General features: G+C 67.1%; 26 protein-coding genes. 14 read left to right on the forward strand and 12 right to left on the reverse strand.

Annotated features, from left to right (window positions below):
• Window positions 1-49: 49 nt before the first annotated feature.
• A complete protein-coding gene (locus ACGFZ3_RS01195; RefSeq protein WP_392915294.1) occupies window positions 50-2,140 on the reverse strand; it encodes a TonB-dependent siderophore receptor in 2,091 nt (696 codons plus the stop codon).
• 178 nt (window positions 2,141-2,318) lie between these two features.
• Between ACGFZ3_RS01195 and ACGFZ3_RS01200 the strand changes: the two genes are divergently transcribed.
• The 3 genes from ACGFZ3_RS01200 to ACGFZ3_RS01210 all read left to right on the forward strand — a co-directional run bounded on the left by ACGFZ3_RS01200 (window position 2,319) and on the right by ACGFZ3_RS01210 (window position 5,558).
• Window positions 2,319-2,537, forward strand: a complete 219-nt coding sequence (locus tag ACGFZ3_RS01200) for a hypothetical protein (protein ID WP_392915296.1) — start codon at window positions 2,319-2,321, stop codon at window positions 2,535-2,537.
• 115 nt (window positions 2,538-2,652) lie between these two features.
• A complete protein-coding gene (locus ACGFZ3_RS01205) occupies window positions 2,653-3,630 on the forward strand; it encodes a DUF4105 domain-containing protein (RefSeq protein ID WP_392917516.1) in 978 nt (325 codons plus the stop codon).
• Window positions 3,627-5,558 (forward strand): esterase/lipase family protein, encoded by a 1,932-nt coding sequence (locus tag ACGFZ3_RS01210; protein WP_392915299.1) that lies wholly within the window; start codon window positions 3,627-3,629, stop codon window positions 5,556-5,558. The genes ACGFZ3_RS01205 and ACGFZ3_RS01210 overlap by 4 nt, the downstream gene beginning before the upstream one ends.
• Before the next feature lie 3 nt (window positions 5,559-5,561).
• Here ACGFZ3_RS01210 and ACGFZ3_RS01215 read toward each other — a convergent pair whose 3' ends face one another.
• Window positions 5,562-6,920, reverse strand: a complete 1,359-nt coding sequence (locus ACGFZ3_RS01215) for an MFS transporter (RefSeq protein ID WP_392915301.1) — start codon at window positions 6,918-6,920, stop codon at window positions 5,562-5,564.
• 89 nt (window positions 6,921-7,009) lie between these two features.
• Between ACGFZ3_RS01215 and soxR the strand changes: the two genes are divergently transcribed.
• On the forward strand, window positions 7,010-7,444 hold the full coding sequence (gene soxR / locus ACGFZ3_RS01220; RefSeq protein WP_392915304.1) for a redox-sensitive transcriptional activator SoxR: 435 nt from the start codon (window positions 7,010-7,012) through the stop codon (window positions 7,442-7,444).
• A gap of 3 nt (window positions 7,445-7,447) precedes the next feature.
• On the opposite strand, the gene ACGFZ3_RS01225 is transcribed toward soxR, so the two are convergent.
• Window positions 7,448-8,050 (reverse strand): short chain dehydrogenase, encoded by a 603-nt coding sequence (locus ACGFZ3_RS01225; protein WP_392915307.1) that lies wholly within the window; start codon window positions 8,048-8,050, stop codon window positions 7,448-7,450.
• A gap of 96 nt (window positions 8,051-8,146) precedes the next feature.
• Between ACGFZ3_RS01225 and ACGFZ3_RS01230 the strand changes: the two genes are divergently transcribed.
• Entirely contained in the window at window positions 8,147-9,031 is an 885-nt protein-coding gene (locus ACGFZ3_RS01230) for a LysR family transcriptional regulator (protein ID WP_392915309.1), read from the forward strand.
• Between the two features lie 30 nt (window positions 9,032-9,061).
• On the opposite strand, the gene proC is transcribed toward ACGFZ3_RS01230, so the two are convergent.
• Together proC and ACGFZ3_RS01240 are read right to left on the reverse strand one after the other, a co-directional pair.
• On the reverse strand, window positions 9,062-9,883 hold the full coding sequence (proC, locus tag ACGFZ3_RS01235; protein WP_392915313.1) for a pyrroline-5-carboxylate reductase: 822 nt from the start codon (window positions 9,881-9,883) through the stop codon (window positions 9,062-9,064).
• A gap of 37 nt (window positions 9,884-9,920) precedes the next feature.
• Window positions 9,921-10,592 (reverse strand): YggS family pyridoxal phosphate-dependent enzyme, encoded by a 672-nt coding sequence (locus ACGFZ3_RS01240; RefSeq protein WP_392915316.1) that lies wholly within the window; start codon window positions 10,590-10,592, stop codon window positions 9,921-9,923.
• Between the two features lie 130 nt (window positions 10,593-10,722).
• Between ACGFZ3_RS01240 and ACGFZ3_RS01245 the strand changes: the two genes are divergently transcribed.
• The 6 genes from ACGFZ3_RS01245 to ACGFZ3_RS01270 all read left to right on the forward strand — a co-directional run bounded on the left by ACGFZ3_RS01245 (window position 10,723) and on the right by ACGFZ3_RS01270 (window position 15,929).
• The gene (locus ACGFZ3_RS01245; protein ID WP_068849741.1) at window positions 10,723-11,760 is read left to right on the forward strand and encodes a type IV pilus twitching motility protein PilT; all 1,038 of its coding nucleotides are present in this window, start codon (window positions 10,723-10,725) and stop codon (window positions 11,758-11,760) included.
• A gap of 87 nt (window positions 11,761-11,847) precedes the next feature.
• A complete protein-coding gene (locus tag ACGFZ3_RS01250; protein WP_102944162.1) occupies window positions 11,848-12,990 on the forward strand; it encodes a PilT/PilU family type 4a pilus ATPase in 1,143 nt (380 codons plus the stop codon).
• Window positions 12,991-13,104: 114 nt separating this feature from the next.
• Window positions 13,105-13,683 carry a hypothetical protein gene (locus ACGFZ3_RS01255; RefSeq protein ID WP_392915320.1) on the forward strand — a complete coding sequence of 193 codons (579 nt, stop codon included), beginning with the start codon at window positions 13,105-13,107 and terminating at the stop codon, window positions 13,681-13,683.
• 130 nt (window positions 13,684-13,813) lie between these two features.
• Complete coding sequence (locus ACGFZ3_RS01260; protein ID WP_392915323.1) at window positions 13,814-14,797, forward strand: aldo/keto reductase; 984 nt, start codon at window positions 13,814-13,816, stop codon at window positions 14,795-14,797.
• 125 nt (window positions 14,798-14,922) lie between these two features.
• A complete protein-coding gene (locus tag ACGFZ3_RS01265; RefSeq protein ID WP_392915326.1) occupies window positions 14,923-15,138 on the forward strand; it encodes a DUF4287 domain-containing protein in 216 nt (71 codons plus the stop codon).
• Window positions 15,139-15,221: 83 nt separating this feature from the next.
• On the forward strand, window positions 15,222-15,929 hold the full coding sequence (locus ACGFZ3_RS01270; RefSeq protein ID WP_184125063.1) for a YitT family protein: 708 nt from the start codon (window positions 15,222-15,224) through the stop codon (window positions 15,927-15,929).
• A 60-nt stretch (window positions 15,930-15,989) separates the two neighbouring features.
• Here the strand turns inward: ACGFZ3_RS01270 and ACGFZ3_RS01275 are convergent, their stop codons facing one another.
• Both ACGFZ3_RS01275 and ACGFZ3_RS01280 read right to left on the reverse strand, forming a co-directional pair.
• Entirely contained in the window at window positions 15,990-16,532 is a 543-nt protein-coding gene (locus ACGFZ3_RS01275; protein ID WP_392915329.1) for a DNA-3-methyladenine glycosylase I, read from the reverse strand.
• Window positions 16,529-18,319, reverse strand: coding sequence for a DUF4153 domain-containing protein (locus ACGFZ3_RS01280; RefSeq protein WP_392915332.1), 1,791 nt, complete (start codon window positions 18,317-18,319; stop codon window positions 16,529-16,531). Before ACGFZ3_RS01280 ends, ACGFZ3_RS01275 begins: the two co-directional genes overlap by 4 nt.
• A 91-nt stretch (window positions 18,320-18,410) precedes the next feature.
• Between ACGFZ3_RS01280 and ACGFZ3_RS01285 the strand changes: the two genes are divergently transcribed.
• The 3 genes from ACGFZ3_RS01285 to ACGFZ3_RS01295 are packed head-to-tail and all read left to right on the forward strand — an operon-like array spanning window position 18,411 to window position 20,404.
• Window positions 18,411-18,977, forward strand: coding sequence for a YqgE/AlgH family protein (locus ACGFZ3_RS01285; protein ID WP_392915335.1), 567 nt, complete (start codon window positions 18,411-18,413; stop codon window positions 18,975-18,977).
• A complete protein-coding gene (gene ruvX, locus ACGFZ3_RS01290) occupies window positions 18,970-19,437 on the forward strand; it encodes a Holliday junction resolvase RuvX (RefSeq protein WP_068849771.1) in 468 nt (155 codons plus the stop codon). The genes ACGFZ3_RS01285 and ruvX overlap by 8 nt, the downstream gene beginning before the upstream one ends.
• 16 nt (window positions 19,438-19,453) lie before the next feature.
• Window positions 19,454-20,404, forward strand: coding sequence for an aspartate carbamoyltransferase catalytic subunit (locus ACGFZ3_RS01295; protein WP_392915339.1), 951 nt, complete (start codon window positions 19,454-19,456; stop codon window positions 20,402-20,404).
• A 128-nt stretch (window positions 20,405-20,532) separates the two neighbouring features.
• Here ACGFZ3_RS01295 and ACGFZ3_RS01300 read toward each other — a convergent pair whose 3' ends face one another.
• The 5 genes from ACGFZ3_RS01300 to ptsP all read right to left on the reverse strand — a co-directional run bounded on the left by ACGFZ3_RS01300 (window position 20,533) and on the right by ptsP (window position 25,757).
• Window positions 20,533-20,997, reverse strand: a complete 465-nt coding sequence (locus ACGFZ3_RS01300) for a transposase (protein ID WP_392915341.1) — start codon at window positions 20,995-20,997, stop codon at window positions 20,533-20,535.
• A gap of 292 nt (window positions 20,998-21,289) precedes the next feature.
• On the reverse strand, window positions 21,290-22,093 hold the full coding sequence (locus ACGFZ3_RS01305; RefSeq protein ID WP_392915344.1) for a prolyl oligopeptidase family serine peptidase: 804 nt from the start codon (window positions 22,091-22,093) through the stop codon (window positions 21,290-21,292).
• A 67-nt stretch (window positions 22,094-22,160) separates the two neighbouring features.
• On the reverse strand, window positions 22,161-22,427 hold the full coding sequence (locus ACGFZ3_RS01310) for a hypothetical protein (RefSeq protein ID WP_392915346.1): 267 nt from the start codon (window positions 22,425-22,427) through the stop codon (window positions 22,161-22,163).
• A 13-nt stretch (window positions 22,428-22,440) separates the two neighbouring features.
• On the reverse strand, window positions 22,441-23,802 hold the full coding sequence (mgtE, locus tag ACGFZ3_RS01315; protein ID WP_392915349.1) for a magnesium transporter: 1,362 nt from the start codon (window positions 23,800-23,802) through the stop codon (window positions 22,441-22,443).
• Between the two features lie 185 nt (window positions 23,803-23,987).
• On the reverse strand, window positions 23,988-25,757 hold the full coding sequence (gene ptsP, locus ACGFZ3_RS01320; RefSeq protein WP_392915352.1) for a phosphoenolpyruvate--protein phosphotransferase: 1,770 nt from the start codon (window positions 25,755-25,757) through the stop codon (window positions 23,988-23,990).

The raw sequence follows: 25,757 nt of genomic DNA on the forward strand, positions 1-25,757 counted from the left end.
GGCGGCTGGAGATTGGGTTGACGGGCATGGCCCGTCACTGCGGATGCTGTCAGAACCGGTAGCTGATGGTGGCGGTCACCGTGCGCGGGTTGCCGGTGAAGCAGTCACCGAAGTTACGGCACGGGGCGAAGTACTTCTTGTCGCTCAGGTTGGTGATGTTCAGCGCCATCGTCCAGTTGGTGACCTGCACTTCCGCCAGCGCGTCCACCAGCGTGTAGCTGGGCGTGCGGATGAAACCGCCGTAGCCCAGCGACTGGGTGTTGCCTACGTAGCGGCCACCGATGCCCAGGCGCAGGCGCGCGTCATCCACCAGGTGGAAGGCCTTGCCCAGCCACACCGAGGCCAGCTCCTGCGGGGTGTCGTTGAGGCGCTGGTTCACCTCCATGGCGAAGTTGCTCCTGGTCACTTCGGCCTTGTTGCGCGAGTACGCCGCAGTGAGCGTGACGTCGTGCGAGAACTGGAACTGGCCCTCGACTTCCACGCCCTTCGATTCGATCTCACCGGTCTGGATCACGTTCAACACGTTGTCCGGATCGTTGGTCTGGCGGTTGGTTTCGGTGATGCGATACGCCGCCAGCGTGACCAGCATGTTCGATGCCGGCTGCCACTTGATGCCGCCTTCCCACTGGTCGCCCTGCATCGGCTTGAACGCGCGGCCGTACAGATCCTGGCCGGTCACCGGCAGGAACGATTCGCTGTAGCTGATGTACGGCGACACGCCCGCGCCGATCTCGCCGATCAGGCCAGCGCGCCAAGTGGTGGCGTTGTCGGTCTGGCTGGGCAGGCCTTCGGTCTTGCTGCGCGCATGGTCGCGGCGTGCGCCCAGCACCAGCGAGACGCGGTCGGCCCAGCGGATCTGGTCCTGCAGGTACACGCCCAGCTGGGTGGTCTGCTGGTCGGGCAGGCGGCCCCAGCCGTTGATGGTCACGCCGGTGGAGATCGGGGTGTAGATGTCGATCGGGGTCGGGGTGGCATCCAGGGCGTAGGACTTCTCGCGGTAATCGCTGTAGTCCACGCCGGCCAGCAGCAGGTGCTGGAACGCGCCGGTGGCGAAGTCGAACTGCACCGCGTTGTCGCTGGTCAGCGAACGCACGTCCGGGCGCACACCGTAGGCATTGCGGTTGAGCACGCGCTTGTCGGCGTCGATGAACGGGTCCAGCGGATTGGAGTAGGTATCGGGGTACAGTTCGCGGAATTCGGTCTTGCCGTCCAGGTAGCGCACGGCCGAGCGCAGGCTGATGCTGTCGCTGAAGCGGTGGTCGAACAGGGCGGTCACGCTGTACACGCGCGAATCGAGTTTGTCGAAATCGCGGTCGCCCAGGAAGGTCGACGGATCCAGGCGCGGCGACCCGGCCGGTGCGTTGAGGGTCGCCACCACCGGAAGGAACTGCTGGCTGGAGGCGGTCTTGTCGTGCTGGTAGCTGGCCAGCACGGTGAGGGTGCTGCGCTCGCCCTGCCAGCTGATCGACGGCGCAAGGTACACGCGGTCATCGTCGATGAAGTCGGTCTGCATGCCGGATTCGCGCACCAGCCCGACCATACGACCGGCCAGGGTACCGGCGTCGTTCAGGGCGCCTGCCACATCGCCCTGGAACTGCCTGCGGTCGAAGTTGCCCAGTTGCACGGCCACTTCACCACCCAGCTCCCCGAAGGTCGGGCGCTTGGTGATGGCATTGATGATGCCGCCGGTGGCGCCGGCGCCGTACAGCACCGACGACGGGCCGCGCAGCACTTCCACCCGCTCCAGACCGTACACCTCGGTGCGTGCCAGCGGATTGAAGCCGTAGCTGCGGCGCAGGCCGTCCACGTACTGCACCGGGTCCAGGCCGCGCACGGTGCTGCCGTCGCTGCGGGTATCCAGGCCGTAGGCATCGGCGGTCACGCCGGCGCTGTAGCGCAGGGTTTCCTGCAGGTTACGGGCGCCGCGGTCGGTGAACAGCTCGCGGGTCACCACGCTGATCGCCTGCGGGGTCTGGGTGAGCGGGGTATCGGTTTTGGTGGCGGTGCTGGCGCGGTCGGCGACCACACTCACCGCGTCCAGCGTGCGGGCGGTGCTGGTGTCCTGGGCATTGCCCATGGCCGACGCCAGCAGGGTGGGAACCAGCAGCAGCAAGGGCGAACGGCGCGGCAGGGCAGACATGACGGGGATCCCGGGACCAAGGGCCCGGATTATCGGGAGGTGAGGATGCGAACGCAAATGAATCTCAGATACAGAGACGTCCAGGCTGGTTTTCATCCTCTTGCCACATCCCCTGCACGGCTCGTAGGCGCCGCCGGTCTTACCGTAGTTGGCCCCACGTTGTTACTGGAGACACGCCATGAATACCCTGCAGACGGCCGCCCGGGCCATGCGCAACGGACTGGAGGAGATGGCGGCCCTGTTGGTGGGCGAGCGCGCCGACGACCTGCGCCGTGACAATACTGCCGCGCCGGGGGTGGGCATTCCGATGCCGCGCCGTCTGCCGCTGCGGCGGGCGCTGCCGCGCGCCCGGAAGGGCATGGCACCGTGGCAGAAGGTGGGCGCCCCGCGTCGCTGAGCGAACCTGAACAGGGGAACATGTTTCTCACACCCCGGTTGTGGCTAACTAGCGCCCCGACCAACCGACGGAACGATGTGTGAAGACAGCAGGACGATGGGGGCTGGCCGTAGTGATGCTGGTCGGCGCGCTGTGGGTGGCCGGGCTGCTGGCGTATCAGCTTCCCGGACCGGGTTGGCTCAAGGGTGTTCTGCTCGCAGCCTGGGGTGCGTTTGCGCTCACCAGTGCCGTGGCCGTTGGACGCGCCCGCGCGGGGCGCTGGCCGGGCCCGCTGTTCGTGGCCGTGCTGGTGCTGTGCGGGGTCTGGTGGCTGCTGCTGAGTCCGCGTCAGGACCGGGTGTGGGCCGATGATGTGGCCCAGCGCCTGAAGGTGGTGGAGTTTGATGGCTCCCGGGTGGTGCTCGACAACGTGCGCAATTTCACCTGGTGCAGCGAAGACGACCACGACGTGCGCTGGGAGCGCAGGGAATATGACCTGGACCAGCTGCGTTCGGCCGACCTGGTGCTGTCGTACTGGATGGGGCCGTTGATCGCGCACACGCTGGTGTCGTTCGGCTTCGCCGACGGCCGTCAGCTGGTGTTCTCGCTGGAGATCCGCAAGGAGCGCGGCGAATCGTTCTCGGCACTGGGTGGGTTCTTCCGCAAGTTCGAGATGACCCTGGTGGCGGCCGAGGAAACCGACATTGTGCGGGTGCGCAGCAACGTGCGCGGTGAGGATGTGTACCTGTACCGCCTGAAGGGAATGACCCGTGAGCAGCTCAAGGGCCTGTTCGTGTCCTACCTGGGCGAAGCGCGCAAACTGGATGCCGCACCGGCGTTCTACAACACGCTGACCAGCAACTGCACCACCATCGTGTACGAGCTGGCAAAGCAGATCGCGCCGGGGTTGCCGCTGGACTACCGGCTGCTGGCCTCCGGCTATTTCGCCGAGTACGCGCGTGACCTGGGCGTGCTCACGCCCGGCGTGGACTTCGCCACGCTGAAGGCGCGTGGGCGCATCACCGATCGCGCGCGGGCGGCCGGTGATGATCCCCGCTTCTCGCAGCTGATCCGCGCCGGCGTGCCTGGCATTGATCCCGAGGTGACGCCATGAGCCGGCTCCTGCGCCGTGGCGCGCCCCTGCTTGCGGTGCTGCTGTCGCTGCTGCTGTCCAGCGGCTGCGCCATGGTCACCATGAAGCAGGTCTCGCCCACCGACTACCTGGCCAACAAGCGTGGTGACGTGCTCACTTCCGGCAAGTTCAGCATGGCCTCGCAGGAAACGCTGAGCGTGATCGGGCTGGACGTGGCGCTGTGCGAAAAGGACGTGGCCGCCTGCGAAACGACGTTGAGAGACACCCGCGACCTGCCCGAGGAACAGCGTCTGTCGACCTTGTCCGAGCTGTGGGTAAAGAACGCGCTGGCGCTCACCCCCAAGCCGAAGGACCGCGACAAGACCCCGATATCCGATGCGGCGCTGGATGCGTGGCTGGAAGCAGCGCGGTACGCGTATGCGTACCTGTTTTTCAGCGGCCGCACGCCGTCTGACCGTGCGTTCGAAGACCGCCAGACCCAGGTGCGCGACTACTACAACTACGCCGCCGAGCAGACCGCCACGGTGGTGTTCAAGCGCAGCCGCGAAAGCGCGCTGGAAGGCGAGGACTACAACGCCGCTGTTGAGGGCGAGCGCTGGACGCTGACGTCGGACTTCGACGAGCTGCGCCTGACCAGCATTCCCACCACGATGGTGTCGGCGTCCTCGGTGAGTTTTGCCGGCCTGCGCAGTACCTATCGCCGCGACGGGTTTGGTGCCGAGCTGGTCGTGGTGATGGACCCGCCGAAGCTGATCGCCCCGCTGGAAGGTGAGAAGGCCGAGATTCCTCAGTACAGCGAGATGTCGGCGATCAATGCCACTGCATTGTTGCGATTCAAGGGCGACACGCTGCAGCAGGTGCTGGATACCACCCAGGTGCTGTTCGACGTGTATTCGCCTGAATCGACCGAAAGCGTGGACCTGCATGGCGAGAAGGTGCCGCTGGCCGGCAACTTCACCGCCGCCTACGGCATGTGGCTGGCCCAGTCCGGCTTCGCCACCCAGTCGCTGCGCACGCTGTTCGGGCTGAGTGAAGGCATTGCCGAACCGCACATGTACCTGATGCAGCCGTGGGACCCGAACCGCCGCATCATCTTCATGCTGCATGGGCTGGGCAGCAGCCCGGAGGCCTGGGTGAACGTGGCCAACGAGATTCTCGGCGATCCCGAACTGCGCCGGCACTTCCAGGTGTGGCAGGTGTACTACCCGACCAATGCGCCGATTGCACTGAACCGTTTCGAGATCGACCAGGCATTCGACAACACGCTCCGGCATTTCGACCCGAAGGGCACCTCGCGTGCCTCGAAGGACATGGTATTCATCGGCCACAGCATGGGCGGCGTGCTGGCCCGGTTGCTCGTCACCAGTTCCGGCGACACGTTATGGAACCAGCTGTTGGCCAACTACGACCTGAAGGGTGAACGGCTCAAGCGCGTCGAGGCCAAACTGGGGCCACTGCTGCACTTCGATGCCGAACCGGACGTGGAGCGCGCCATCTTCATCGCCGCACCCCACAAGGGCACTGATATCGCCGGCAACCGGGTGGGGCGCTTCATCGGGCGCCTGGTGCGCCTGCCGATCACCCTCCTGGGCAAGTTCGAAGATGTGTTCCAGACGCTGCAGCAATCGGAAGTGCAGTCTGCACAGTCCACCAAGCTGCAGATCCCCAACAGCATCGACAACCTGAAGGCCACCGACCCGTTCGTGAAGGCGGCCGCTGCACTGCCGATCAAGCCGGGTTTGAAGTACCACTCGATCATCGCCCAGCGCAAACCGGAGGTGCCGCTGGAGAAGTCTGATGACGGGCTGGTGCCGTACTGGAGCGCACACCTGCCGGGCGCGGTGTCGGAGAAGGTGATCATTTCCGGCCACAGCGTGCAGGAAACCCCCCAGGCGGTGCTGGAGATCCGGCGGATCCTGCGCGAAGACCTGGAAGAGGTGGCGCCGTAGCGGTCACACCCGCCGCGCCACCACCACGCTTGAAGCGGCCAGCAGCAGCATGATCGCGAACGTCTGCAGATAGCCCAGCGTCACATCCACCGACAGCATCAGCGCGAACAGCGAACCGGAAATGGCGAGCGTGGTGGCCACGCCCAAGGCCTCGCTCAACTGCAGCGCAGAGCTGTTCGCGCCCTGCTGCGCCGGCGGCGACAACGACAACGTCAGCACCGACAGACTGGGGTAGATCAGCCCCATGCCGAGCCCGGTCAAGGTCCACCCGGCCAGCGCCAGGGCCAGCGGTACGCCCGGCTGGATCGCCAGTGCGGTGCCGATGATGCCGGTGCACATCAGCAGCGCACCGGCAGTGAGCAGCTGGCGACGCGAAAGCCCCTGGCCGCCATGGCCCTGGAACCACGACCCGCTGAACCAGCCCAGCGCGCCCAGGCTCAGCGCCACCCCGGCCAGCAGCGGGCTGAGGCCACGCTCACGCTGCAGCAGCAGCGGCAGGAACGCTTCGCAGCCAAAGAACGCCGACGCCGCAATGCCGCGCAGGGCGATCACGCTGGGCAGGCCACGGCGCAGGCGCAGGGTGCCGCGCGGCAGCAGTTTCCAGCTGCACAGCACCAGCAGCGCCACTGCCGGCAGCAGCACGGCCAGTGCCGGCCAGCCTACCTGCTGGCCTCCCACGTACAACAGCAGCGCGCCCACGGACGCACCGATCGCCCAGCGCACCACGCTGCCCTCCGAACGCGGCGCGGCAGCCAGCGGCGGCACCGCGCGCAGGGCGGGCCGCAGCAGCAGCGCGGCCGGTATGGCCAGCAGCGGCACGCCCAGGAACACCCAACGCCAGCCGGCGTGCTGCACGATCAGACCGCTGATGGCCGGGCCGATCAGCGAGGGCACCACCCAGCCGGCCGAGAACGCGGCAAACACGCGCGGCCGCAGCGATTCGGGGAACGTGCGCCCGACCAGCACGTACAGCGACACTGAAATGGCTCCCGCGCCCAGCCCCTGCAGCAGACGGCCGACCACCAGTACCGGCATGTGTTGCGCCAGCCCGGCCACCAGCAGGCCGGCGATGAAGCAGCACAGGCCCAGCCACAACGGCCGCGCCGGGCCGAGCCGGTCGCTCCAGCGGCCCGCCAGCGTCATGCCGATCACGCTGGTGGCCAGCGTGCCGCCGAACGCAAGCGCGTAAAGGCGCAAACCATCCAGCTCATGCGCCACGGTGGGCATGGCGGCAGCCACCGCGAGTGCCTCGAAGGCGTGGAGTGACACCAGCGCGACCATGCCGATGGTGGTGGCGCGGTAGCGCGGCGAGAGGATCGACGTGGGGGCGTCGGCGGGCAGTGCAGCGACATCGGAAGACATGCGGAATCCAGGCAACGAGGAAGCGCGGTGCTTGCGGCACACCGCGAGGTGACGCACGATGACACCTTAACCATGGTTGAGGTCAAGCAGTGATCGCGCAGGAGCTGAGTGTAGGCGACGTGGCACGTCGCAGCGGCGTGGCGGTATCGGCGCTGCACTTCTATGAGCGCAAGGGGCTGATCCGCAGCCTGCGCACGGCCGGCAACCAGCGCCGTTTCGGTCGGGACGTGCTGCGCCGGCTGGCGGTGATCCGCGTGGCGCAGCGGGTGGGCATGCCGTTGGAAGCAGTGGCCAATGCGTTTGCGGCGCTGCCGGAAAACAAGACGCCGACCCGCGCCGAGTGGGCGAAGATGTCGGCGTTGTGGCGCGGTGAGCTGGACCAGCGCATCGAGGAACTGCTGTTGCTGCGCGACCAGCTCACCGATTGCATCGGCTGTGGGTGTCTGTCGTTGAAGCGTTGCCGGTTGGCCAACCCGGGCGATGCGCTGGGCGAGCAGGGGGATGGTCCGCAGCGCTGGGGCTGATGTTTACCAGACGGTAAAGACCTGCCCGCTCTGCACGCCCTCCACGCTGCGCTGGTAGGCCAACGACGCGCGGTGCGCGGTCACCGGCTCAAACCCCGGGAAATACGCGCCGTAGTCGTCCATGGATTCCACCAGCACGTTCGGGCTCACCACGTTGATACGCAGCCCGCGCGGCAACAGGTCGCAGGCCGCTGCACGCACGAATCCTTCCAGCGCGGCATTGACGGCGGTCGCATTGGCGCCATCGCGGATCGGCTGCGCGCCGACGATGCCGCTGGTCAACGTGATCGAGCCGCCCACGCTCAGGTGATGCTGCGCGGCCAGCGCCAGCCGCACCTGGCCCAGCAGCTTGTCCTGCAGGCCCAGGTTGAACTGCGCCGGTTGCATGTCGGCCAGCGGCCCGAAGTGCAGCCGGCCGGTGGCGGCCACCACCGCATCCACCATGCCGACCTTCTCGAACAGTGCCTGCACGCTGGCATCGTCGGTCAGGTCCACCTGCACATCGCCGCCGTGGCGGCCGGCGCGGATAAGCTGGTGGTGCACGCCCAGCGTGCTGGCGACAGCCTTGCCCAGGGTGCCGCTGGCGCCTACGAGAAGAATCTTCATGCCGGTTGCTCCAGTAAGGAATGGGGCCAGTCTGCGCCGGCTTACGGGGTTTGGTAACCGGCATATGCTTTGCAGATTCCTAACCAGGAGTTTCCAATGGACACCCTCCGCTGCATGCAGGCCTTCGCGGCCGTGGTCGACCGGGGCAGCCTGAGCGCGGCCGCCCAGCAGTTGGGGGTGTCGCCGGTGATGGTGGGCAAGTACCTACAGCAGCTCGAGGCCCACCTGGGCGTGCGCCTCCTGCAGCGCAACACCCGCAGCCAGAGCCTCACCGATGCCGGGCGCAACTACCTGGCCGGCTGCCGCGCCGTGCTGGAGCAGGTGCAGCAGGCCGAGGCCAGCGTGGAAGGGCTGCAGGCGCAGCCGCAGGGCGTGCTGCGCATCAGCGCGCCGGTGACGTGGGGCAGCTGCGTGCTGGCACCGCTGGTGGCGGATTACCTGGCCGCGTTTCCGCAGGTCAGCGTCGAACTGGACCTGAGCAACCGGCGCGTGGACCTGATTGAAGAGCAGTTCGACGCGGTGGTGCGGATGGGCCAACTGGGGTCGGCCGAGTGGGTAGCGCGGCCGCTGCCGCCGTATGCGATGCAGATCTGTGGGGCGCCGTCCTACCTGCAGCGGCGTGGCGTGCCGACCCACCCGTCGGAGCTGCACGCGCATGACTGCCTGACCCACCTGGCCTGGCGCGGTGGTCACGGCTGGCGCCTGCGCGGTTTCCCCGAGCAGGACTGGTCGGCGCATTCGCGGCTGCTGTGCAATGACGGCGATGGGTTGCGCCGTGCCGCGCTGGCCGGGGCGGGGTTGATCCTGCAGCCGGCGGTGTTGTTGGCCGACGATATCGCGGCGGGGCGGCTGGTGCCGGTGTTGGGTGATTACCTGCCCGAACCCAGGCCGTTGCACCTGGTCTATCTGCCGGACCGGCGGCCGCGGCCGAAGCTGGGAAGTTTTGTAGAGTTTCTATTGGGTGCGCTGGCGCCCGATTGATACGCCAGCCACGCAGGGCGTGGCGCTACGTCAATCGTTGGCCGCCGACAGCGCCTGCCCGCGCCGCGTCGCCGCATCGATCGCGCGCGCCACGATCGCTTCGAAATCGTCGCCCTGGAAGCTCTCGATTGCCGCCTGCGTGGTGCCATTGGGCGAGGTCACCCGGCGGCGCAGCTCCGTCGGCGCTTCGCCGGATTCGTCCAGCATGCGGCTGGCCCCCAGCAGGGTCTGCACCACCAGCGTGCGCGCGGCGTCGGCCGGCAGGCCCTGCGCGATGCCGGCTGCTTCCATCGCCTCGGCCAGCAGAAACACGTAGGCCGGGCCACTGCCGGAGACGGCGGTGACCGCATCCATGCGTGCCTCATCCTCGATCCAGACCGTGCGCCCGGCGCTGGCCAGCACGGTGTCGGCCTGGCCACGCTGTTCGGCGCTGACCCCTGAAGTGGCAAACAGCCCGGTCACGCCTGCACCGAGCAGCGCCGGGGTATTGGGCATGGCGCGCACTACAGCGCCCGCACCGCCCAGCCAGCGCAGCAGTTGCGCACTGGTGATGCCGGCGGCGATGGACACCACCAGCGGGGCCTTGGCCTGGGCGATGTCGGCCAGCGACGCACAGACATCGCGCAGCACCTGCGGCTTCACCGCGAGCACCCATACCGCGCCTTGGGCGGCCGCTTCCGTGGCGCTGGCGTAGGTCTTGACGCCGAAGTCGGTGGTCAGCTGGCTGCGCAGCTCGGCAACCGGTTCGGCCACGTGGATGTTGCCCGGGGCAGTGCCCTGGCGGACCAGGCCGGCGATCAGGCTGCGCGCCATGTTGCCGCCGCCGATGAAGGTGATGGAATCGGTGCTCATTGGGCGTCCTTGTACGTGATCTGGGGGGGGGCGCGGCTTACTGACGCGCGCCAAACAAGGCAGTGCCGACGCGGACCATGGTCGCGCCGTGGGCAATGGCCTCGGGGTAGTCGCTGCTCATGCCCATCGAAAGGGTATCGACCTGCGGGTACCGGGTAGCGAGATCGGCGAACAGCGCGTGCATGCGTTCAAAGGCCCGGGCACGGCGGTCCGGGTCCGGCCACGGCGCAGGGATGGCCATCAATCCGCGCAGGCACAGGCGGGGTTCGGCGGCGATGGCGGCAGCCAGCTCAGGCACGGTGCCGGGCGTGCAGCCATGCTTGCTGTCTTCATCGTCGATGTTGACCTGCACCAGTACGTTCAACGGCGGCAACGCGGTGGGGCGGTGCGCGGCAAGGGCGGTGACCAGTTTGGCCCGGTCCACGCTCTGCACCCAGTCGAAGCGCTGCGCGGCCAGCTCGGCCTTGTTGGACTGCAGGTGGCCGATCAGATGCCACTCCAGCCCCAGGCCAGCCAGCGCGTCGATCTTGGCCACCGCTTCCTGCACGTAGTTTTCGCCGAACGCACGCTGGCCCTGCGCGGCCAGCGCCGCCACCGCCTCGGCCGGCTGGGTCTTGGACACCGCCAGCAGGCGCGGCGGTGGCCGCCCGGCGGCCGTGGCCGCGTTGTGCAGGTTCGACAGCAGGGTGGACAGGGGCAGGGCGGTCACGGCTGGGGCACTCGGGGGGCAGGACACAAAGGGCAGGATTGAAAGGGATTTCGCGGTGGATCAGGGAGGCTATACTGCCGACCGGGGAAAGATCCTTCCAGTCGCAGCAGTCTATGGGGAGTAGCAGCGTATGGATATCGCCGAGCTGTTGGCGTTTTCCGTTAAGAACAAAGCGTCGGACCTTCATCTGTCGGCAGGCCTGCCGCCGATGATCCGCGTGGACGGCGATGTCCGTCGCATCAACATTCCTGCCTTGGACCACAAGCAGGTCCATGCGCTTGTTTACGACATCATGTCGGACAAGCAGCGCCGCGATTATGAGGAATTCCTCGAAGTCGACTTCTCTTTCGAGATTCCCAGCCTGGCGCGCTTCCGCGTCAACGCGTTCAACCAGAACCGTGGCGCCGGTGCGGTGTTCCGTACCATTCCGTCCGAAGTGCTGACCCTGGAAGACCTGAATACGCCGCCGATCTTCCGCGAGCTGATCGACCAGCCGCAGGGCCTGATCCTGGTGACCGGCCCGACCGGTTCGGGCAAGTCGACCACGCTGGCGGCGATGATCGACTACATCAACAAGAACGAGTACGGCCATATCCTCACCGTTGAGGATCCGATCGAATTCGTGCACACCTCGCAGAAGTGCCTGATCAACCAGCGTGAAGTGCACCGCGATACGCACGGGTTCAACGAAGCACTGCGTTCGGCACTGCGTGAAGATCCGGACATCATCCTGGTGGGCGAACTCCGCGACCTGGAAACCATCCGCCTGGCCCTGACCGCGGCTGAAACCGGCCATCTGGTGTTCGGCACCCTGCACACCAGCTCGGCGGCCAAGACCATCGACCGCATCATCGACGTGTTCCCCGCTGGCGAAAAGCCGATGGTGCGCTCGATGCTGTCCGAATCGCTGCGCGCGGTGATTTCGCAGGCGCTGTTGAAGAAGGTGGGCGGCGGGCGTACCGCTGCGTGGGAAATCATGGTCGGCACCCCGGCCATCCGCAACCTGATCCGCGAAGACAAGGTGGCGCAGATGTACTCGGCGATCCAGACCGGCCAGCAGATGGGCATGATGACGCTCGACCAGCACCTGCAGGACCTGGTCAAGCGCAGCCTGATCACGCGCAACCAGGCCAAGGAATACGCCAAGGACAAGCGCATTTTCGAATGATGGTGGCGCCGGGCCCGTCCCGGCGCGACAGATTCGGCAGCGCCGGGCGATGCCCGGCCCTCGGCAAGGTTTCCGGAGCACACCGCCATGAACACCACCAGCACCACCATCGATTTCACCTCGTTCCTCAAGCTGATGGCGCACCAGAAGGCGTCGGATCTTTTCATCACCGCCGGCATGCCGCCGGCGATCAAGGTCAACGGCAAGATCTCGCCCATCACCCAGACCCCGCTCACGCCGCAGCAGAGCCGCGACCTGGTGCTCAACGTGATGACCCCGGCGCAGCGCGAAGAGTTCGAAAAAACCCACGAGTGCAACTTCGCCATCGGCCTGTCGGGCGTGGGCCGGTTCCGCGTGAGCTGCTTTTACCAGCGCAACCAGGTCGGCATGGTGCTGCGTCGCATCGAGACGCGCATTCCCACCGTGGAAGAGCTGAGCCTGCCGCCGATCATCAAGACGCTGGCGATGACCAAGCGCGGCATCATCCTGTTCGTGGGTGCGACCGGTACCGGCAAGTCGACTTCGCTGGCGGCGATGATCGGTTACCGCAACCTGAATTCGACCGGCCACATCATCACCATCGAAGACCCGATCGAATTCGTGCACAAGCACGAAGGCTGCATCATCACCCAGCGCGAAGTAGGCATCGACACCGACAGCTGGGAAGCGGCGCTGAAGAATACCCTGCGCCAGGCCCCGGACGTGATCATGATCGGCGAAGTGCGTACCCGCGAAGGCATGGACCACGCCATCGCGTTCGCCGAAACCGGTCATCTGGTGCTGTGTACCCTGCATGCCAACAATGCCAACCAGGCAATGGACCGCATCATCAACTTCTTCCCGGAAGACCGCCGCAACCAGCTGTTGATGGATCTGTCGCTGAATCTCAAGGGCGTGGTTGCCCAGCAGCTGGTCCCCTCACCGGATGGCAAGTCGCGCAAGGTGGCGATGGAAATCATGCTGGGCACCCCGCTGGTGCAGGATTACATCCGCGATGGCGAGATCCACAAGCTCAAGGAAGTGATGAAGGAGTCGGTGCAGTTGGGCATGCGCACCTTCGACCAGAGCCTGTTCGAGCTTTACCAGGCCGGCGAGATCAGCTACGAAGACGCGCTGCGTTACGCCGATTCGCAGAACGAAGTGCGCCTGCGCATCAAGCTTTCGCAGGGCGGCGATGCGCGGACGCTGTCGCAGGGCCTGGACGGCGTGGAGATTTCCGAAGTCCGCTGAAGCCGCGGGCGCGGAACCAGGCGCGTTCGGTGAACTGCCGGCGCGCCTTTGTTGCAAGTGGTGTTTCAAGGGGCCGGCACCGCGCCGGTGACACTGCCAATGATGAGAATGCACATGGAATTGCATGATCCCTACCGCGCACCGGCGACCATCCCGATGCCACCTGCTTTGCCCGGCGCGCTTCCGCAGTCCCAGGCGCGGGCGATTTCCGATGCGGCCGAGTACTACTCGCCGTCTACGCTGAAAATGGTGCTGCTTTCACCCACCACGCTCGGGCTGTACCCGCTGTACTGGTTCTGGCGGAACTGGCAGGCGATCAAGCGCGAGACCGGCGGCGACCAGTGGCCCTGGGCGCGCGCGCTGTTCTCGCCGATCTGGTCGTTCTTCTGCTTCCGCGACCTGAGTGACGCGGCCAGCAGCCGACGCCGCGAGCTGGCCTTCGCCCCTGGGCTGTTGGCGTTGACCTATTTCCTGCTCAACTTCGCCAGCCGCCTGCCCAACGCCGGCTGGCTGCTGGCGCTGTTCACCTTCGTACCGCTGCTGCCGGTCAACAGCCTGCTGCGCCGCTACCACCACGACGAGCGGGTCGACATGGGGCGCATGGACCGGTTCAACGTCTGGCACATCCTGGTGATCATCGCCGGTGGCCTGCTGCTCCTGCTGGCCCTGATCGGGACCGTGGCCGAAAGCTGAGACGGGCAGATGGCGCCTGCGCACGCAGGCGCCATTGATGAATTGTGCTCATGACCAGCAGCGTTGCGGGCCGTCCAATCACCGGCCGTGGCGGGCGTATCGTGGGGCTCCCCACTGGAAGGAGCACCTCATGCAGACACGAACCCTTGGCAACAGCGGCCTGCGCGTTTCCGCGCTTGGGCTTGGCTGCATGGGCCTGAGCCACGCCTATGGCACGGCGCCCGAGGTGAGCGATGGCATTGCGCTGCTGCACGCAGCGGTGGAGCGCGGCGTGACCTTCTTCGACACCGCCGAGGTCTATGGCCCGTTCCGCAACGAGGAACTGCTGGGCCAGGCGCTGGCGCCGTACCGCGACCAGGTGGTCATTGCGACCAAGTTCGGGTTCAAGGAGGCCAATGCGGACCTGGGACTGGACAGCCGCCCGGAGAACATCCGCGCCGTCTGCGAGGCCAGCCTGCAGCGGCTCAGGACCGACCGCATCGACCTGTTCTACCAGCACCGGGTCGACCCGAACGTGCCCATCGAGGATGTCGCCGGTACGGTCAAGGACCTGATCACGGAAGGCAAGGTAAAGCATTTCGGCCTGTCCGAAGCCGGCGAAACCAGCATCCGCCGCGCGCATGCGGTGCAGCCGGTGGCGGCGCTGCAGAGCGAGTACTCCCTGTGGTGGCGCGAGCCGGAGCAGAGCGTGCTGCCGGTGCTTGAAGAGCTGGGCATCGGCTTCGTGCCGTTCAGCCCGCTGGGACGTGGCTTTCTGACCGGGGCGATCACCGCCGATACCGAGTTCGCGCCGACGGATTTCCGTAGTTCGCTGCCGCGCTTTGCGGTGGAGGCGCGCCGCGCCAACCAGGCGCTGGTCGAAGCCATCGGTGCGATCGCCACGGCCCGCCAGGCGACCCCCGCGCAGGTGGCGCTGGCGTGGCTGCTGGCGCGCAAGCCCTGGATCGTGCCGATTCCCGGCACCACCAGGCTGCACCGGCTGGAAGAGAACCTGGCGGCGGTGGAGTTGACCCTGAACGAGGCGGACCTGCAGCAGATCGCCGCCGCGCTGGAGGGCATCGCCATCGTCGGCGACCGCTACAACGCCGAACGGCAGAAGCAGGTCACCCGCTGACGCGGGGCGCGCACACCCCACGGTCGTGCGCACCCCGGTAGGTGCCCACCGTTGGTGGGCACGGATGTCGATTTGCTCCGCTGACCAACGTCGTACCCGGTGAACCCCTCTGCAAGGAACAGGTCATGAGCGACAACACCCCGGTCAAAGGCCCCGCGTCGTACTTCCCGTCCATCGAAAAGACCTATGGGCAGCCAGTGGGACACTGGTTTGCCCTGCTGGCCACTCAGGGCGGGCTCGCGCACATGGCGCTGGTCACGTTCCTGAAGAGCCAGCATGGCGTGGGCCATGGCCACGCCAATGCATTGGTGGCGCATCATTTGAAGGACAGGACCGGCTGAACGGCGGGGTGAATCGATTTCACCTGCAACTGTCACGCGGATCGTGTCTAATACCGCTCCCCACGTGCTTGGCCCCACCCCCCATGTCCCTTGAATCCCATGGCCCCGCGCCGTGCGACGACGCTGACGGCCATCTGGTCACCGCCGGCCCGCTGACCCCGCCGCCGGACAGCGCCGGCACCGTGGCCGATGCAAAAGCCCTGCGTCATTCGGTGGCCGAGGACGTACAGGGCATGATCCTGGCCACCCTGGTGGCCTCGCTGGGCCTGGCGATCTTTGCCAAGGGCGGGCTGATGATCGGCGGCATGGCCGGCTTGGCGTTCCTGGCCCACTACGCCTTCGGCTGGAATTTCGGCCTGGTGTTCGTGCTGGTCAACCTGCCGTTCTACTGGGTGGCGGTGCGGCGCATGGGCTGGGAATTCACCCTGAAGACCTTCGCCGCGGTCACCGCCTGCGGCGTGCTGACCGACCTGCTGCCGCGCTGGGCCGATTTCGCCCACATGAGCTCGCTGTATTCGGCGCTGGTGGGCGGCGCGCTGGCCGGGCTGGGCATCCTGTTCTACATCCGCCACCGCGCCAGCCTGGGCGGCATCGGCATCCTGGCGGTGTACCTGCAGCGTACCCGTGGCTGGAGCGCGGGCAAGGTGCAGATGTCGTTCGACACGCTGCTGATGGGCGTGGCGTTCTTCGTGCTCTCGCCTGACAAGGTGATGTACTCGGCAATCGGCGCGGTGGTGCTGAGCCTGGTGCTGATGTTCAACCATCGGCCCGGCAGGTACATGGGCGTCTGAGGGCATGGCGCCGGACACCGGTAGCGCCGGCCGTTGGCCGGCCCAGGCGGTGCCGCGGTATCAACGGGATTTCGCAGCCCACGGCGGCGGGATTTTTGCCAACTGCTTGTATACCGGGCAATCCTTTGCATGTGCGCCGGGCAGGTAGCCCAGGCTCATGAGGAATTCGCCGGTGATTTCGCCGCCGGTGAAGCGGAACGTCTTCTTGAACAGCTTCACCCAATCGGCCTTGTCGCGCGGGTGGTGCGCGTCCAGCCAGGCCGCGAAGCTGCCGTGGCTGGCGCGCAGCTGCTGGATCACCTGGGCGTTGTGGATGGCCGCATGCACCTTCAACCGGTTGCGGATGATCCCCGGATCGTTGAGCAGGCGCTCCACGTCGCGTTCGCCGTAGCCAGCCACGGTGTCCACATCGAACTGGCTGTACGCCGCGCGGAACCCCTCGCGCTTCTTCAGGATCGTTTCCCAGCTAAGGCCGGCTTGGTTGATTTCCAGCAGCAGGCGCTCGAACAGCTCGCGTTCGTCGCGCTGCGGGAAGCCATATTCGTGGTCATGGTAGTGACCGTGCACCGGATGTCCCGGTGCGATCAGGCAGTAGCCGCTCATGGGGTGTCGTCTTCAACGGAAGGTTGTTCGATGCCCAGTCTAGGCCCATCGCCGAGCGACAGCTGCGGCCAGCGTGCGGGATGTATCGTCAGGTTACCCCGGAGCAGCGGGTCGTACGCCGGGTCGCCCTGATACTCCGAGGGCATCGGGAATTCGATCTTGCCGGCGTCCGCCCAGTCCTTGCCCTCGCGCGCGTGCAGGCGGCATACCGCGCCGCCCCATGACGGCTCATGGCACAGCAGCACCTCGTCCACGCCATCGCCATCCAGGTCGCGGCGCAGCGCCACGCACCGCTCATCCATGCGCAGGCAGCTGCCGACGGTCACCGTTTCCGCCAACACCGCCTGCCACCACGCGGTATCCGGCGCCGACGAGCCCTTGGCCAGCTTCACCTGCTGCTGCAGCACCTTGAGGTCCTTGATGGTGTCGACATACTGCCCGTGGCTGCGCACCTGCGGATCCACGCTCAGCGCGTTGGCGATCAGGGCGTTGGCCCGTGGATCGGCGCTGAAGCGCGGGTCCTGCTGCAGTTCCTTCAGCGCCTCCACCCCGCGCCGGCCAAGGCCGGAGCGAAGGAGGAGGGCATCGTCGAGCTTGATCGCCGGCGCATCGGCCTGCAACCGGGCCATCTGGCTGGCCAGGCTGATCCGGATCGGGTCCAGCACCGGCGTATTGGCCAGCACCGCCGCGCCCAGCACCACCCAGCACATCCAGCGGTTGACCGGCTCGATCCGCTGCAGCCAGCGGCCGCGCTGGCGTACTGCAGCGATCGCATAACCCACCGCGTAGCCACACACCAGCAGCGCCGCCAGCAAGGCCCAGAAGCGCTCCAGGGTGACGCCGTACTGGCTGATGCGCAGCCCCATCGCATACAGCGCCAGTGCCGCATACACCGGCAGCGTGAGCAGGCTGGCCTCGACCAGCCGGCGCAGCCACGCCGGGTAAGGCGGCAGCTCGCTTTCGTGCTGGTACACCGCGTTGCTGAAGACGATCAGCAGCAGCACCAGGGCCAGCAGTACCGTGGCCGCCGAGCGCGTGCGCCACAGCGGTTCCAGGCCGGTGAAGGGCAGGCAGACCACGAAGATCACCGCGATGAACGCCAGCAGCGGCAGCAGGCCGCGCGCCACGGCAAACAGCACCTGGCGGATGACCTGGATGGCCCGGTCCTGGGTGCGCCCGATCAACACGCCGAACCCGAACAGCATGCCGGTGGCCAGCGCGATGAAGGCTTTTTCGCGGAACAGGTCGCGGAAGAAGTGGATGTCCACCAGGTCGAACAGCGCCGCCCACAGCCACAGCAGCATCCAGGTCAGTCCGGTGAAGCCCAGTGCCAGCGCAAGGGTCAGCCCGTTCTGCCAGGCGCGCTCGAACAGGGCTGCGTAGGTGGCGCGCCAATGTCCGTGCTGCAGCCGGAACTGCCACCACGGCAGCGCGACGAACACTGCGACGGCCACGCAGACGGAGAACGGCAACAGCAGCGGTGCCTGGCGCAGGTCGTCGGGCGTTCCACTCAGGTTCCAGCCGATCCAGCCGGCCATCGCCAGCACCACGGCCGAGGCCAGTGCCGCGTGCAGCCAAAGGCGGCGGTCGCGCATGTCCACCAGGGTCAGCGCAACGGCGGTGGGGACGCTCAGTACCCAGGTGTACCAGCACAGGCGCGTGCCGAACGCCTGGAACGGGCCGTGGTCGGCCGCTTCCTGCACCGCGTACAGCATCAGGCCCTGCAGCAGCGCGATCAGCACGATGGCGGCGCGCGAGGCAGGGGGTAGCGGCAACTGCGGGTTCATCGTGCTCTCCATGGCGTGCACACGTCCGTGACTGCACGCATCGTAGCCGAGGCTCACGCCCGTGTGCGGATGCAGCGGGTAGAATGGGCCCATGTCCACGTTGCCTACCTCCCTTGCCGATCACCTGCTGGTTGCGCTGCCGTCGCTGACCGATCCGACCTTCGCGCGCACCGTGAGCCTGATCTGCCAGCACGACGAAAAGGGCGCCATGGGCGTGCTGGTCAACCAGCCGTCCGAGTACACCCTGGGCGATGTGCTGGCGCAGATGGAAATCCAGACCGACGACCTCGTCCTGCGCGACCAGGTGGTGCTCAACGGCGGCCCGGTGCACCCCGAGCGCGGCTTCGTCATCCATGACGATGCGCGTGCGTGGGAATCGAGCCTGCAGGTGGGCAAGGGCGTGTACCTGACCACCTCACGCGACATCCTGGAAGCCATGGCCCGCGGCGAAGGCCCGCGCCATGCGCTGGTCACGCTCGGCTGTGCCGGCTGGACCGAGGGCCAGCTGGAAGGCGAGATCGCGGACAACAGCTGGCTGACCGTGCCGGCCGATGCCGAACTGCTGTTCGCCACGCCACTGGAGCAACGCTGGCAGGGCGCCGCCGCGCGGATCGGGGTGGACCTGTTCCGCTTGACGGACTACAGCGGCAATGTCTGAGCCGGCCACCATCCGCCGCGATGGAACCGTGCTCGGCTTCGATGTCGGCTCGCGGCGGATCGGGGTGGCGATCGGCAGTTCGTTCGGTACCCACGCACGCGCCATCGCCGTGGTGGACGTGCACGGCAACGGCCCGGACTGGACCGCGGTCGAACGCCTGATCAAGGAATGGCGGCCCGATGGCCTGGTGGTGGGCGACCCGCTCACCCTGGATGGCCAGGACCAGCCCAACCGCAAGCGCGCGCAGGGCTTTGCCCGCCAGCTGCGGGAACGTTTCAAGCTGCCGGTGGTGCTGATCGACGAGCGTTCCAGCTCGGTCGAAGCGGCCCGCCGGTTCGCCGTCGAGCGTGCCGAAGGCCGCAAACGGCGCCGCGATGCGGCCACGCTGGATGCGGTGGCCGCCGCGGTGATCATCGAACGCTGGCTGTCCTCGCCGGACGATGCCACCCCCGTTTCCTGACCCCCAGACTCTGCCCATGACCGCCTCGCAACTCGATTCCGACGGACGCCTGCGCCACCTGCTGACCCTGGAAGGTCTGCCCCGCGAAACCCTGCTGCAGCTGCTCGACCGCGCCGGCCAGATCCGGGATGCGGCGGTCGGCCGGGTCGGCAACAAGCGCCACGTGCTGGGTGGGTCGGCGGTGTGCACGCTGTTCTTCGAACCCTCCACCCGCACCCGCAGCTCGTTCCAGCTGGCCGCGCAGCGGTTGGGTGCGGACGTACTGAACTTCGATGCCTCCACCTCGTCCACGCGCAAGGGCGAAACCGCCTGCGACACGCTGAAGAACCTGGAAGCGATGGGCGTGCGTGGCTTCGTGGTGCGCCACCCGGATGACGGCGCCGTGGCCGAGCTGGCCGCTGCGGCGGGCGAGGGCACCGCGCTGATCAACGCCGGCGACGGCCGCAGCGCGCACCCGACCCAGGGGCTGCTGGACATGCTGACCCTGCGCCAGGCCAAGGGCGGTGATTTTTCGAAGATGAAGGTGGTGATTGTCGGTGACGTGAAGCACTCGCGCGTGGCCCGCACCGACCTGCATGCCCTGCGCACGCTCGGCGTGGGCGAGATCCGCGTGTGCGGCCCGCAGTCGCTGCTGCCGGAAGATGAAACGCTGAAGGGCTGCATCGTCGGCCAGGATTTCGACCAGATGCTGGAAGGCGTCGATGCACTGATGATGCTGCGCCTGCAACGCGAGCGCATGGAAGAAGGACTGGTGCCCTCGATCGAGCAGTACCACGCGCAGTACGGCCTGAACGCCGCGCGCCTGAAGCGCGCCGGCCAGGAGGCGGCCGTGCTGCACCCGGGCCCGATCAACCGCGGCGTGGAGGTCACCGACGAGGTCGCCGACGGCCCGCAGTCGTGGGTGCTGCGCCAGGTCGCCAACGGCGTGGCCGTGCGCATGGCGGTGCTGGAAACGTTGTTGGGGTGATCTGCGGAGGTATCGACCAACGGTCGATACCTACCGGTAGGCGACGATCGTTGGCCATCGCGCAATGCGCCGAAGCCCTGGTAGGCGACGACCGTTGGTCGTCGCGCCAATCGACCAACGGTTGATACCTACCGGGAATCTTCATCCAAGGGCCATCGGCACCATGCGTGCGGATACTCCCCGACCCGGCTCGCAAGTCCCGCCCGGACAGGGTTCTCCATCACGTAGAACGCATGCCGGCGGAGTGACGCATCCGTACGCAGGCAATGGTCGTGGTACCCGGTCTGCCACACCCGTCCCTGCCGTTGGTGCAGACGATTGAGCAGCAGCGCGCTGCGTGATTTGAATCGTTGTGCCACATACGAAAGCGGCCGTTCCCCGAGTTGGAACAACCAATGGACATGGTCGGGCATGACCACCCACGAGATGGACGCTGTGAGCTTCTGTTGGTCCATGAGGGGGAACAGTTCCGCGACAATGCGGGCGGTGGCGATGTCATCGAACCAGCGGCGGCGTTGGTCACAGACGATGGTGAGCTCGTACGCATGATGGATCATTGATACGCGCCCGATACGCAGACGTGGGCTGTTCATGCAACGATTCTTGGCGTTGCGGAGCAGGGGCGTTATCGGTGCCCGCCTTGTGTGGCTGTCGGTAATTTGCGCGGGGAAGTATCGACCAACGGTCGATACCTACCACGACGAATCTGGGGGCGAGATATTCGCGCGCTGCGCCGTATCGACCAACGGTCGATACCTACCGGCAGGCGACAACTGTGGTCGTCGCGCCAACGCGCCGAAGCCCTGGTAGGCGACGACCGTTGGTCGTCGCGCCAACGCGCCGAAGCCCTGGTAGGCGACGACCGTTGGTCGTCGCGCTCTCCCGTCAGCGCCTCTGTGCAAACAGCCATTCCCACATCGCGGCATCCGCGTAGGTCGCGTCCCACGCGTTGTGGTTGCCCTGCGGGTACTCGGTGTAACGCATGTCGCGGGCGCCGGCGGCATCGAACGCTGCCTTCAATTTCCTGTCGTCGGCGGGCAGGACCACGTCGTCCAGGGCGCCATGGAACGTCCAGATCGGCGTGGCCTTCAGGCGCGCGGCCATGGCGGCATACGGATCGGCTTCGTCGGCCACCGCTTCGACGAACAGCGTGGCACGTACCGCGCGCGGTGCCAGCACCGCGCCGCATACCGGCACGAGCGCGGCGAACCGGTCCGGATGTTCCAGCGCGATGTTCCAGCTGCCATAGCCACCCATCGACATGCCGGTCAGATACTGGCGCGCGGGATCGGCGCCGAATTCGGCAATGGTGGCGTCCAGCGCGGCCAACGCGATGCGGTTGTTGATACCTGCCCACTCTTCGTCTTCCGGCACCTGCGGCAACACCACCAGCGCGGGGAAGTCGCGGGCATGCGCGCGCAGGTATGGCCCCACGCCGGCCTGGGTCTGCTTGCGGCCATCGCTGCCACGCTCGCCCGAGCCGTGCAGGAACAACACCACTGGCAGGGAACCGCGCTGGGCCTGCGCATCGCGCGGCACGAACACCTGGTAGCGCGATTGGCGCCCGTCCACGGTTACCGTCCGCTTGACGAACTGCCCGCTGTCGGATGTACGCCCCGATGCGACGCCGCTCAACGCAAGCATCGCCAGCACCGCCACCCACCACCATCCGCCCGCCCGTCGTGCCATCGCCTGTCCCTCGCTGGAATCGTTTCCAGTCTAGGCGTCGAGACACCACTGGACATCTTGCAGTGCATCAGTGCGGGCGTGGCGCCGAGGCCAGGATCTCCAGTTGCTCGATTGCCTCGGGATGGCCCTCGGCGGCAGCGGCCTGCACCTGGGCCAGGCTGGGGTGAAGCACCAGCAGGACCGGGTTCTCGCACTGCGGGCAGTCGAACTCGGCCTCGTCCTCATGCAGCTCCATGCTCATCTGGCGCGCGCTGCCCTGCCATTCGCAGGCGGGGCAGGTGTGGATCTGGTCGCGCCAGCCGGCAGCGAAGTAGTTGTCCAAGGTCAGGGCCATGTCGGTGAACCAGTCAGTGAAGCAGGATCAGGGTGGCCAGGCCCAAGAAGCTGAAGAAGCCCATGACGTCGGTGACTGCGGTGACCACCACGGTGCCGGCCACGGCCGGGTCCACGTTCATGCGCTTGAGCAGCAGTGGCAGCAGCACGCCGGCCAGCGCCGCCGCACAGAAGTTGATGATCAGCGCCAGGGTGATCACCAGCGACAGCAGGAAGCTGTGGAACCACAGGTAGGCAATGATGCCGACCACGGTGCCGATCAGGGTGCCGTTGATCAGCGCCACCCGCGACTCCTTCCACAGCAGGATGCGCGCGTTGCTCTGGCCCACCTGGCCCAGCGCGATGCCGCGCACCATCAGGGTCAGCACCTGCACCGCGGCGTTGCCGCCGACGCCGGCCACGATCGGCATCAGCACCGCCAGCGCGACCACCTTCTGCAGGGTCAGTTCGAACTGGCCGATCACCGTGGCCGCCAGGAAGGCGGTGCACAGGTTGATGCCCAGCCACACCACGCGACCGCGCACGGCGCGTTTGATCGGCGAGAACAGGTCTTCCTCTTCGTCCAGGCCGGCCGCGCCCAAGGCCTGGTGCTCGGCCTGCGAACGGATGATGTCGACCACGTCATCGATGGTGATGCGGCCGAGCAGGATGTTGTTGTCGTCCACCACCGGCGCGGACACCCAGTCGTGATCCGAGAACTGCCGGGCCACTTCGTCGGCGCTCTCGCCCACATCGATGGCCGGCTGCTCGTCGTCGATCAGCCGGTTGATCGGGGTGTTGTCCTCGTGGGTGACCAGCGAGGCCAGCGACAGCCGGCCCAGGTACTGGTGGCGGCGGCTGACCACGAACAGGTGGTCGGTGTGGTCGGGCAGTTCGCCGCGCAGGCGCAGGTAGCGCAGCACCACGTCGACGTTGACGTCGGCGCGCACGGTCACCACGTCCGGGTTCATCAGGCGGCCGGCGCTGTCCTCCGGGTAGGACAGCACCTGCTCGAGCCGCTCGCGGTTCTCGCGGTCCATCGACTTGAGCACTTCGTCGATGACCGTATCAGGCAGGTCTTCGACCAGGTCGGCCAGGTCATCGATGTCCAGGTCTTCGACCGCGGCGATGATTTCGTCCGGGTCCATGTCGGCCAGCAGGCTTTCGCGCACTTCCTCGCCGACGTGGACCAGCACCTCGCCGTCGTCTTCCGGGTCGACCAGTCCCCACACCACTTCGCGCTTGCCCGGCGGCAGCGATTCCAGCAGGTTGCCGATTTCGGCCGGCGCCAGCGTATTGACCAGCCGGCGCACCGGACCCAGCCGCCCGCTGTCCAGTGCATCGGACAACAGTCGCAACTGGCGCGCCGTCTTGTCGTGGCGTACGGCTTCGGCCATGCACAGCTCCCGCGGCAAAAGAAAAAAGGCCGCTATCCCGGACAGGATGCGGCAGAGGGGGTGGTCACCGCGTCATTATCGCTTGGATGGATGACAATCCGGTAGGTCAGCACGTCACGACCAACGGTCGTGACCTACCGGGCTGTTCATTACGTCGCGACCAACGGTCGTGACGCGCCGGCCATTCATTGGTGTGTGTCGATCCAGCGCTCGATGCCGCGCCGGTCGCGTGCGGCCAGCAGCTTGGGGGCGGCCGCCTGCAGCGCGGACAGGTCGCTGTCGCGCACCGCGCGGCGGACTTCCAGCAGTGTGCCGGGGTGCAGGCTGAACTCGGTCAGGCCCAGCGCCAGCAGCATGCGGGTCATGCGCGGGTCGCCGGCGATTTCGCCGCATACCGCCACCGGTACGCCGTGCTCGCGGCCGGTACGCAGGATGTGCGCCAGCAGGCGCAGCACCGCCGGGTGCAGTGGCGAATACAGCTCGCCCACCGCTTCGTTGTTGCGGTCGGCGGCGAGCAGGTACTGGACCAGATCGTTGGTGCCGATGGACAGGAAATCGACCAGATCGATGAAGCTCTCCAGCGCGATCGCCGCCGCCGGTACTTCGATCATCGCCCCGAACGGGATGTGCTCAGCCATTTCATGGCCTTCTGCGCGCAGCAGCTCGGCCTGTTTGTTCAAACGCCGCCGCACCGCCAGCAGCTCCTCACGGGTGCTGACCATCGGCAGCAGGATGCGCAGTTTGCCGTAGGCCGAGGCGCGCAGGATCGCGCGCAGCTGGGTATCGGCCACCTTCGGCCGGGCCAGCGACAGCCGCACCCCGCGCAGGCCCAGCGCCGGATTTTCTTCGTTGCTCAGGGTGAGCCCGGTGCGGTCGGCCTTGTCCGCGCCCAGGTCCAGGGTGCGGATGGTCACCGGCCGCCCGCTCATGCCCAGCGCGGCGTCGCGGTAGGTTTCGAACTGCTCCTGTTCATCGGGCAGCTCATCACGCTGCAGGAACAGGAATTCGGTGCGGTACAGGCCCAGCCCCTGCGCGCCCAGCGCATGCGCCTCGGTCACGTCTTCGCGCGATTCGGCATTGGCCAGCAGGGCGATGTCGATGTTGTCGCGGGTGCGGCTGGGCTTGCTGCGCAGGCGGCCCAGCTCGCGCTGTTCGCGGGCCTGGTCGCGCAGGCGCGCGCGGTAATCGCGCAGGTCCGGCGGCAAGGGGTTGACGGTAATCTGGCCGGTGCTGCCGTCGATGCCCAGCACGTCGCCGTCGGAGATCTTCTGCAGCAGGTTGGGAACGTTGACGATCAGCGGCAGGTGCAGGCTGCGCGCCAGGATCGCGCTGTGCGACAGCGCGCTGCCGGCGGCGGTGACGATGCCGACCACACCGTGCGCCTGCAGCTGGGCCAGCTCGGAGGGCGCGATGTTGTCGCACACCAGGATTTCCCCGGCCAACCCCTTCACGTCCGGCGGGCGCTTCTGCAGGAACGCGTGGATGCGTCCGATCACATGGTCCAGGTCGTCCATGCGGCTCTTCAGGTAGGCATCGTCCATGCCGTCGAAGACCTTGGCCAGGCGGTCGCGCTGCACGCGCAGCGCATAGCCGGCGCTGTACGGACCGCTGCGGATCAGCTCATCCAGGCCGAACAACAGCTCCGGGTCATCCAGCAGCAGTGCGTGCAGGTCGAGGAATTCACCTGCTTCCTGGTTCAGTGCGCCCTGCAGGCGCTGGCGCAGGTCGTGCATTTCGGCGCGGGCCGCATCCACGGCCTGGTGCAGGCGCTGCAGTTCGGCCGCGACCTGGGCCGGGGCGATGCGCTGCTCGGCCACTTCCAGTGCATGCGGCAGGCGCACCCGGGCACGTCCCAGGGCATTGCCACGCGAGGCCCCGTGGCCGGCCAGCAGCAGGGCACCGGACGCGGTCCGTGCCAGTGTGCTGGACCCCGGTCGCGACGATGGCCCCGGCAT

Source organism: Stenotrophomonas sp. NPDC047960, from assembly GCF_043204395.1.
In the GTDB taxonomy this organism is placed as follows: Bacteria; Pseudomonadota; Gammaproteobacteria; order Xanthomonadales; family Xanthomonadaceae; genus Stenotrophomonas.

Bases quoted from the DNA above. Each gene is read 5' to 3' on its own strand.
- ACGFZ3_RS01210 (WP_392915299.1), top strand. From the start codon at position 3,627: ATGAGCCGGCTCCTGCGCCGTGGCGCGCCCCTGCTTGCGGTGCTGCTG.
- ACGFZ3_RS01200 (WP_392915296.1), top strand. From the start codon at position 2,319: ATGAATACCCTGCAGACGGCCGCCCGGGCCATGCGCAACGGACTGGAG.
- ACGFZ3_RS01305 (WP_392915344.1), bottom strand. From the start codon at position 22,093: ATGGCACGACGGGCGGGCGGATGGTGGTGGGTGGCGGTGCTGGCGATG.
- ACGFZ3_RS01295 (WP_392915339.1), top strand. From the start codon at position 19,454: ATGACCGCCTCGCAACTCGATTCCGACGGACGCCTGCGCCACCTGCTG.
- ACGFZ3_RS01245 (WP_068849741.1), top strand. From the start codon at position 10,723: ATGGATATCGCCGAGCTGTTGGCGTTTTCCGTTAAGAACAAAGCGTCG.
- ACGFZ3_RS01230 (WP_392915309.1), top strand. From the start codon at position 8,147: ATGGACACCCTCCGCTGCATGCAGGCCTTCGCGGCCGTGGTCGACCGG.
- ACGFZ3_RS01195 (WP_392915294.1), bottom strand. From the start codon at position 2,140: ATGTCTGCCCTGCCGCGCCGTTCGCCCTTGCTGCTGCTGGTTCCCACC.
- ACGFZ3_RS01215 (WP_392915301.1), bottom strand. From the start codon at position 6,920: ATGTCTTCCGATGTCGCTGCACTGCCCGCCGACGCCCCCACGTCGATC.
- ACGFZ3_RS01205 (WP_392917516.1), top strand. From the start codon at position 2,653: ATGCTGGTCGGCGCGCTGTGGGTGGCCGGGCTGCTGGCGTATCAGCTT.
- ptsP (WP_392915352.1), bottom strand. From the start codon at position 25,757: ATGCCGGGGCCATCGTCGCGACCGGGGTCCAGCACACTGGCACGGACC.
- ACGFZ3_RS01285 (WP_392915335.1), top strand. From the start codon at position 18,411: ATGTCCACGTTGCCTACCTCCCTTGCCGATCACCTGCTGGTTGCGCTG.
- ACGFZ3_RS01250 (WP_102944162.1), top strand. From the start codon at position 11,848: ATGAACACCACCAGCACCACCATCGATTTCACCTCGTTCCTCAAGCTG.
- ACGFZ3_RS01265 (WP_392915326.1), top strand. From the start codon at position 14,923: ATGAGCGACAACACCCCGGTCAAAGGCCCCGCGTCGTACTTCCCGTCC.
- mgtE (WP_392915349.1), bottom strand. From the start codon at position 23,802: ATGGCCGAAGCCGTACGCCACGACAAGACGGCGCGCCAGTTGCGACTG.
- ACGFZ3_RS01270 (WP_184125063.1), top strand. From the start codon at position 15,222: ATGTCCCTTGAATCCCATGGCCCCGCGCCGTGCGACGACGCTGACGGC.
- ACGFZ3_RS01260 (WP_392915323.1), top strand. From the start codon at position 13,814: ATGCAGACACGAACCCTTGGCAACAGCGGCCTGCGCGTTTCCGCGCTT.
- proC (WP_392915313.1), bottom strand. From the start codon at position 9,883: ATGAGCACCGATTCCATCACCTTCATCGGCGGCGGCAACATGGCGCGC.
- ruvX (WP_068849771.1), top strand. From the start codon at position 18,970: ATGTCTGAGCCGGCCACCATCCGCCGCGATGGAACCGTGCTCGGCTTC.
- ACGFZ3_RS01275 (WP_392915329.1), bottom strand. From the start codon at position 16,532: ATGAGCGGCTACTGCCTGATCGCACCGGGACATCCGGTGCACGGTCAC.
- ACGFZ3_RS01280 (WP_392915332.1), bottom strand. From the start codon at position 18,319: ATGAACCCGCAGTTGCCGCTACCCCCTGCCTCGCGCGCCGCCATCGTG.
- ACGFZ3_RS01310 (WP_392915346.1), bottom strand. From the start codon at position 22,427: ATGGCCCTGACCTTGGACAACTACTTCGCTGCCGGCTGGCGCGACCAG.
- ACGFZ3_RS01225 (WP_392915307.1), bottom strand. From the start codon at position 8,050: ATGAAGATTCTTCTCGTAGGCGCCAGCGGCACCCTGGGCAAGGCTGTC.
- ACGFZ3_RS01300 (WP_392915341.1), bottom strand. From the start codon at position 20,997: ATGAACAGCCCACGTCTGCGTATCGGGCGCGTATCAATGATCCATCAT.
- ACGFZ3_RS01255 (WP_392915320.1), top strand. From the start codon at position 13,105: ATGGAATTGCATGATCCCTACCGCGCACCGGCGACCATCCCGATGCCA.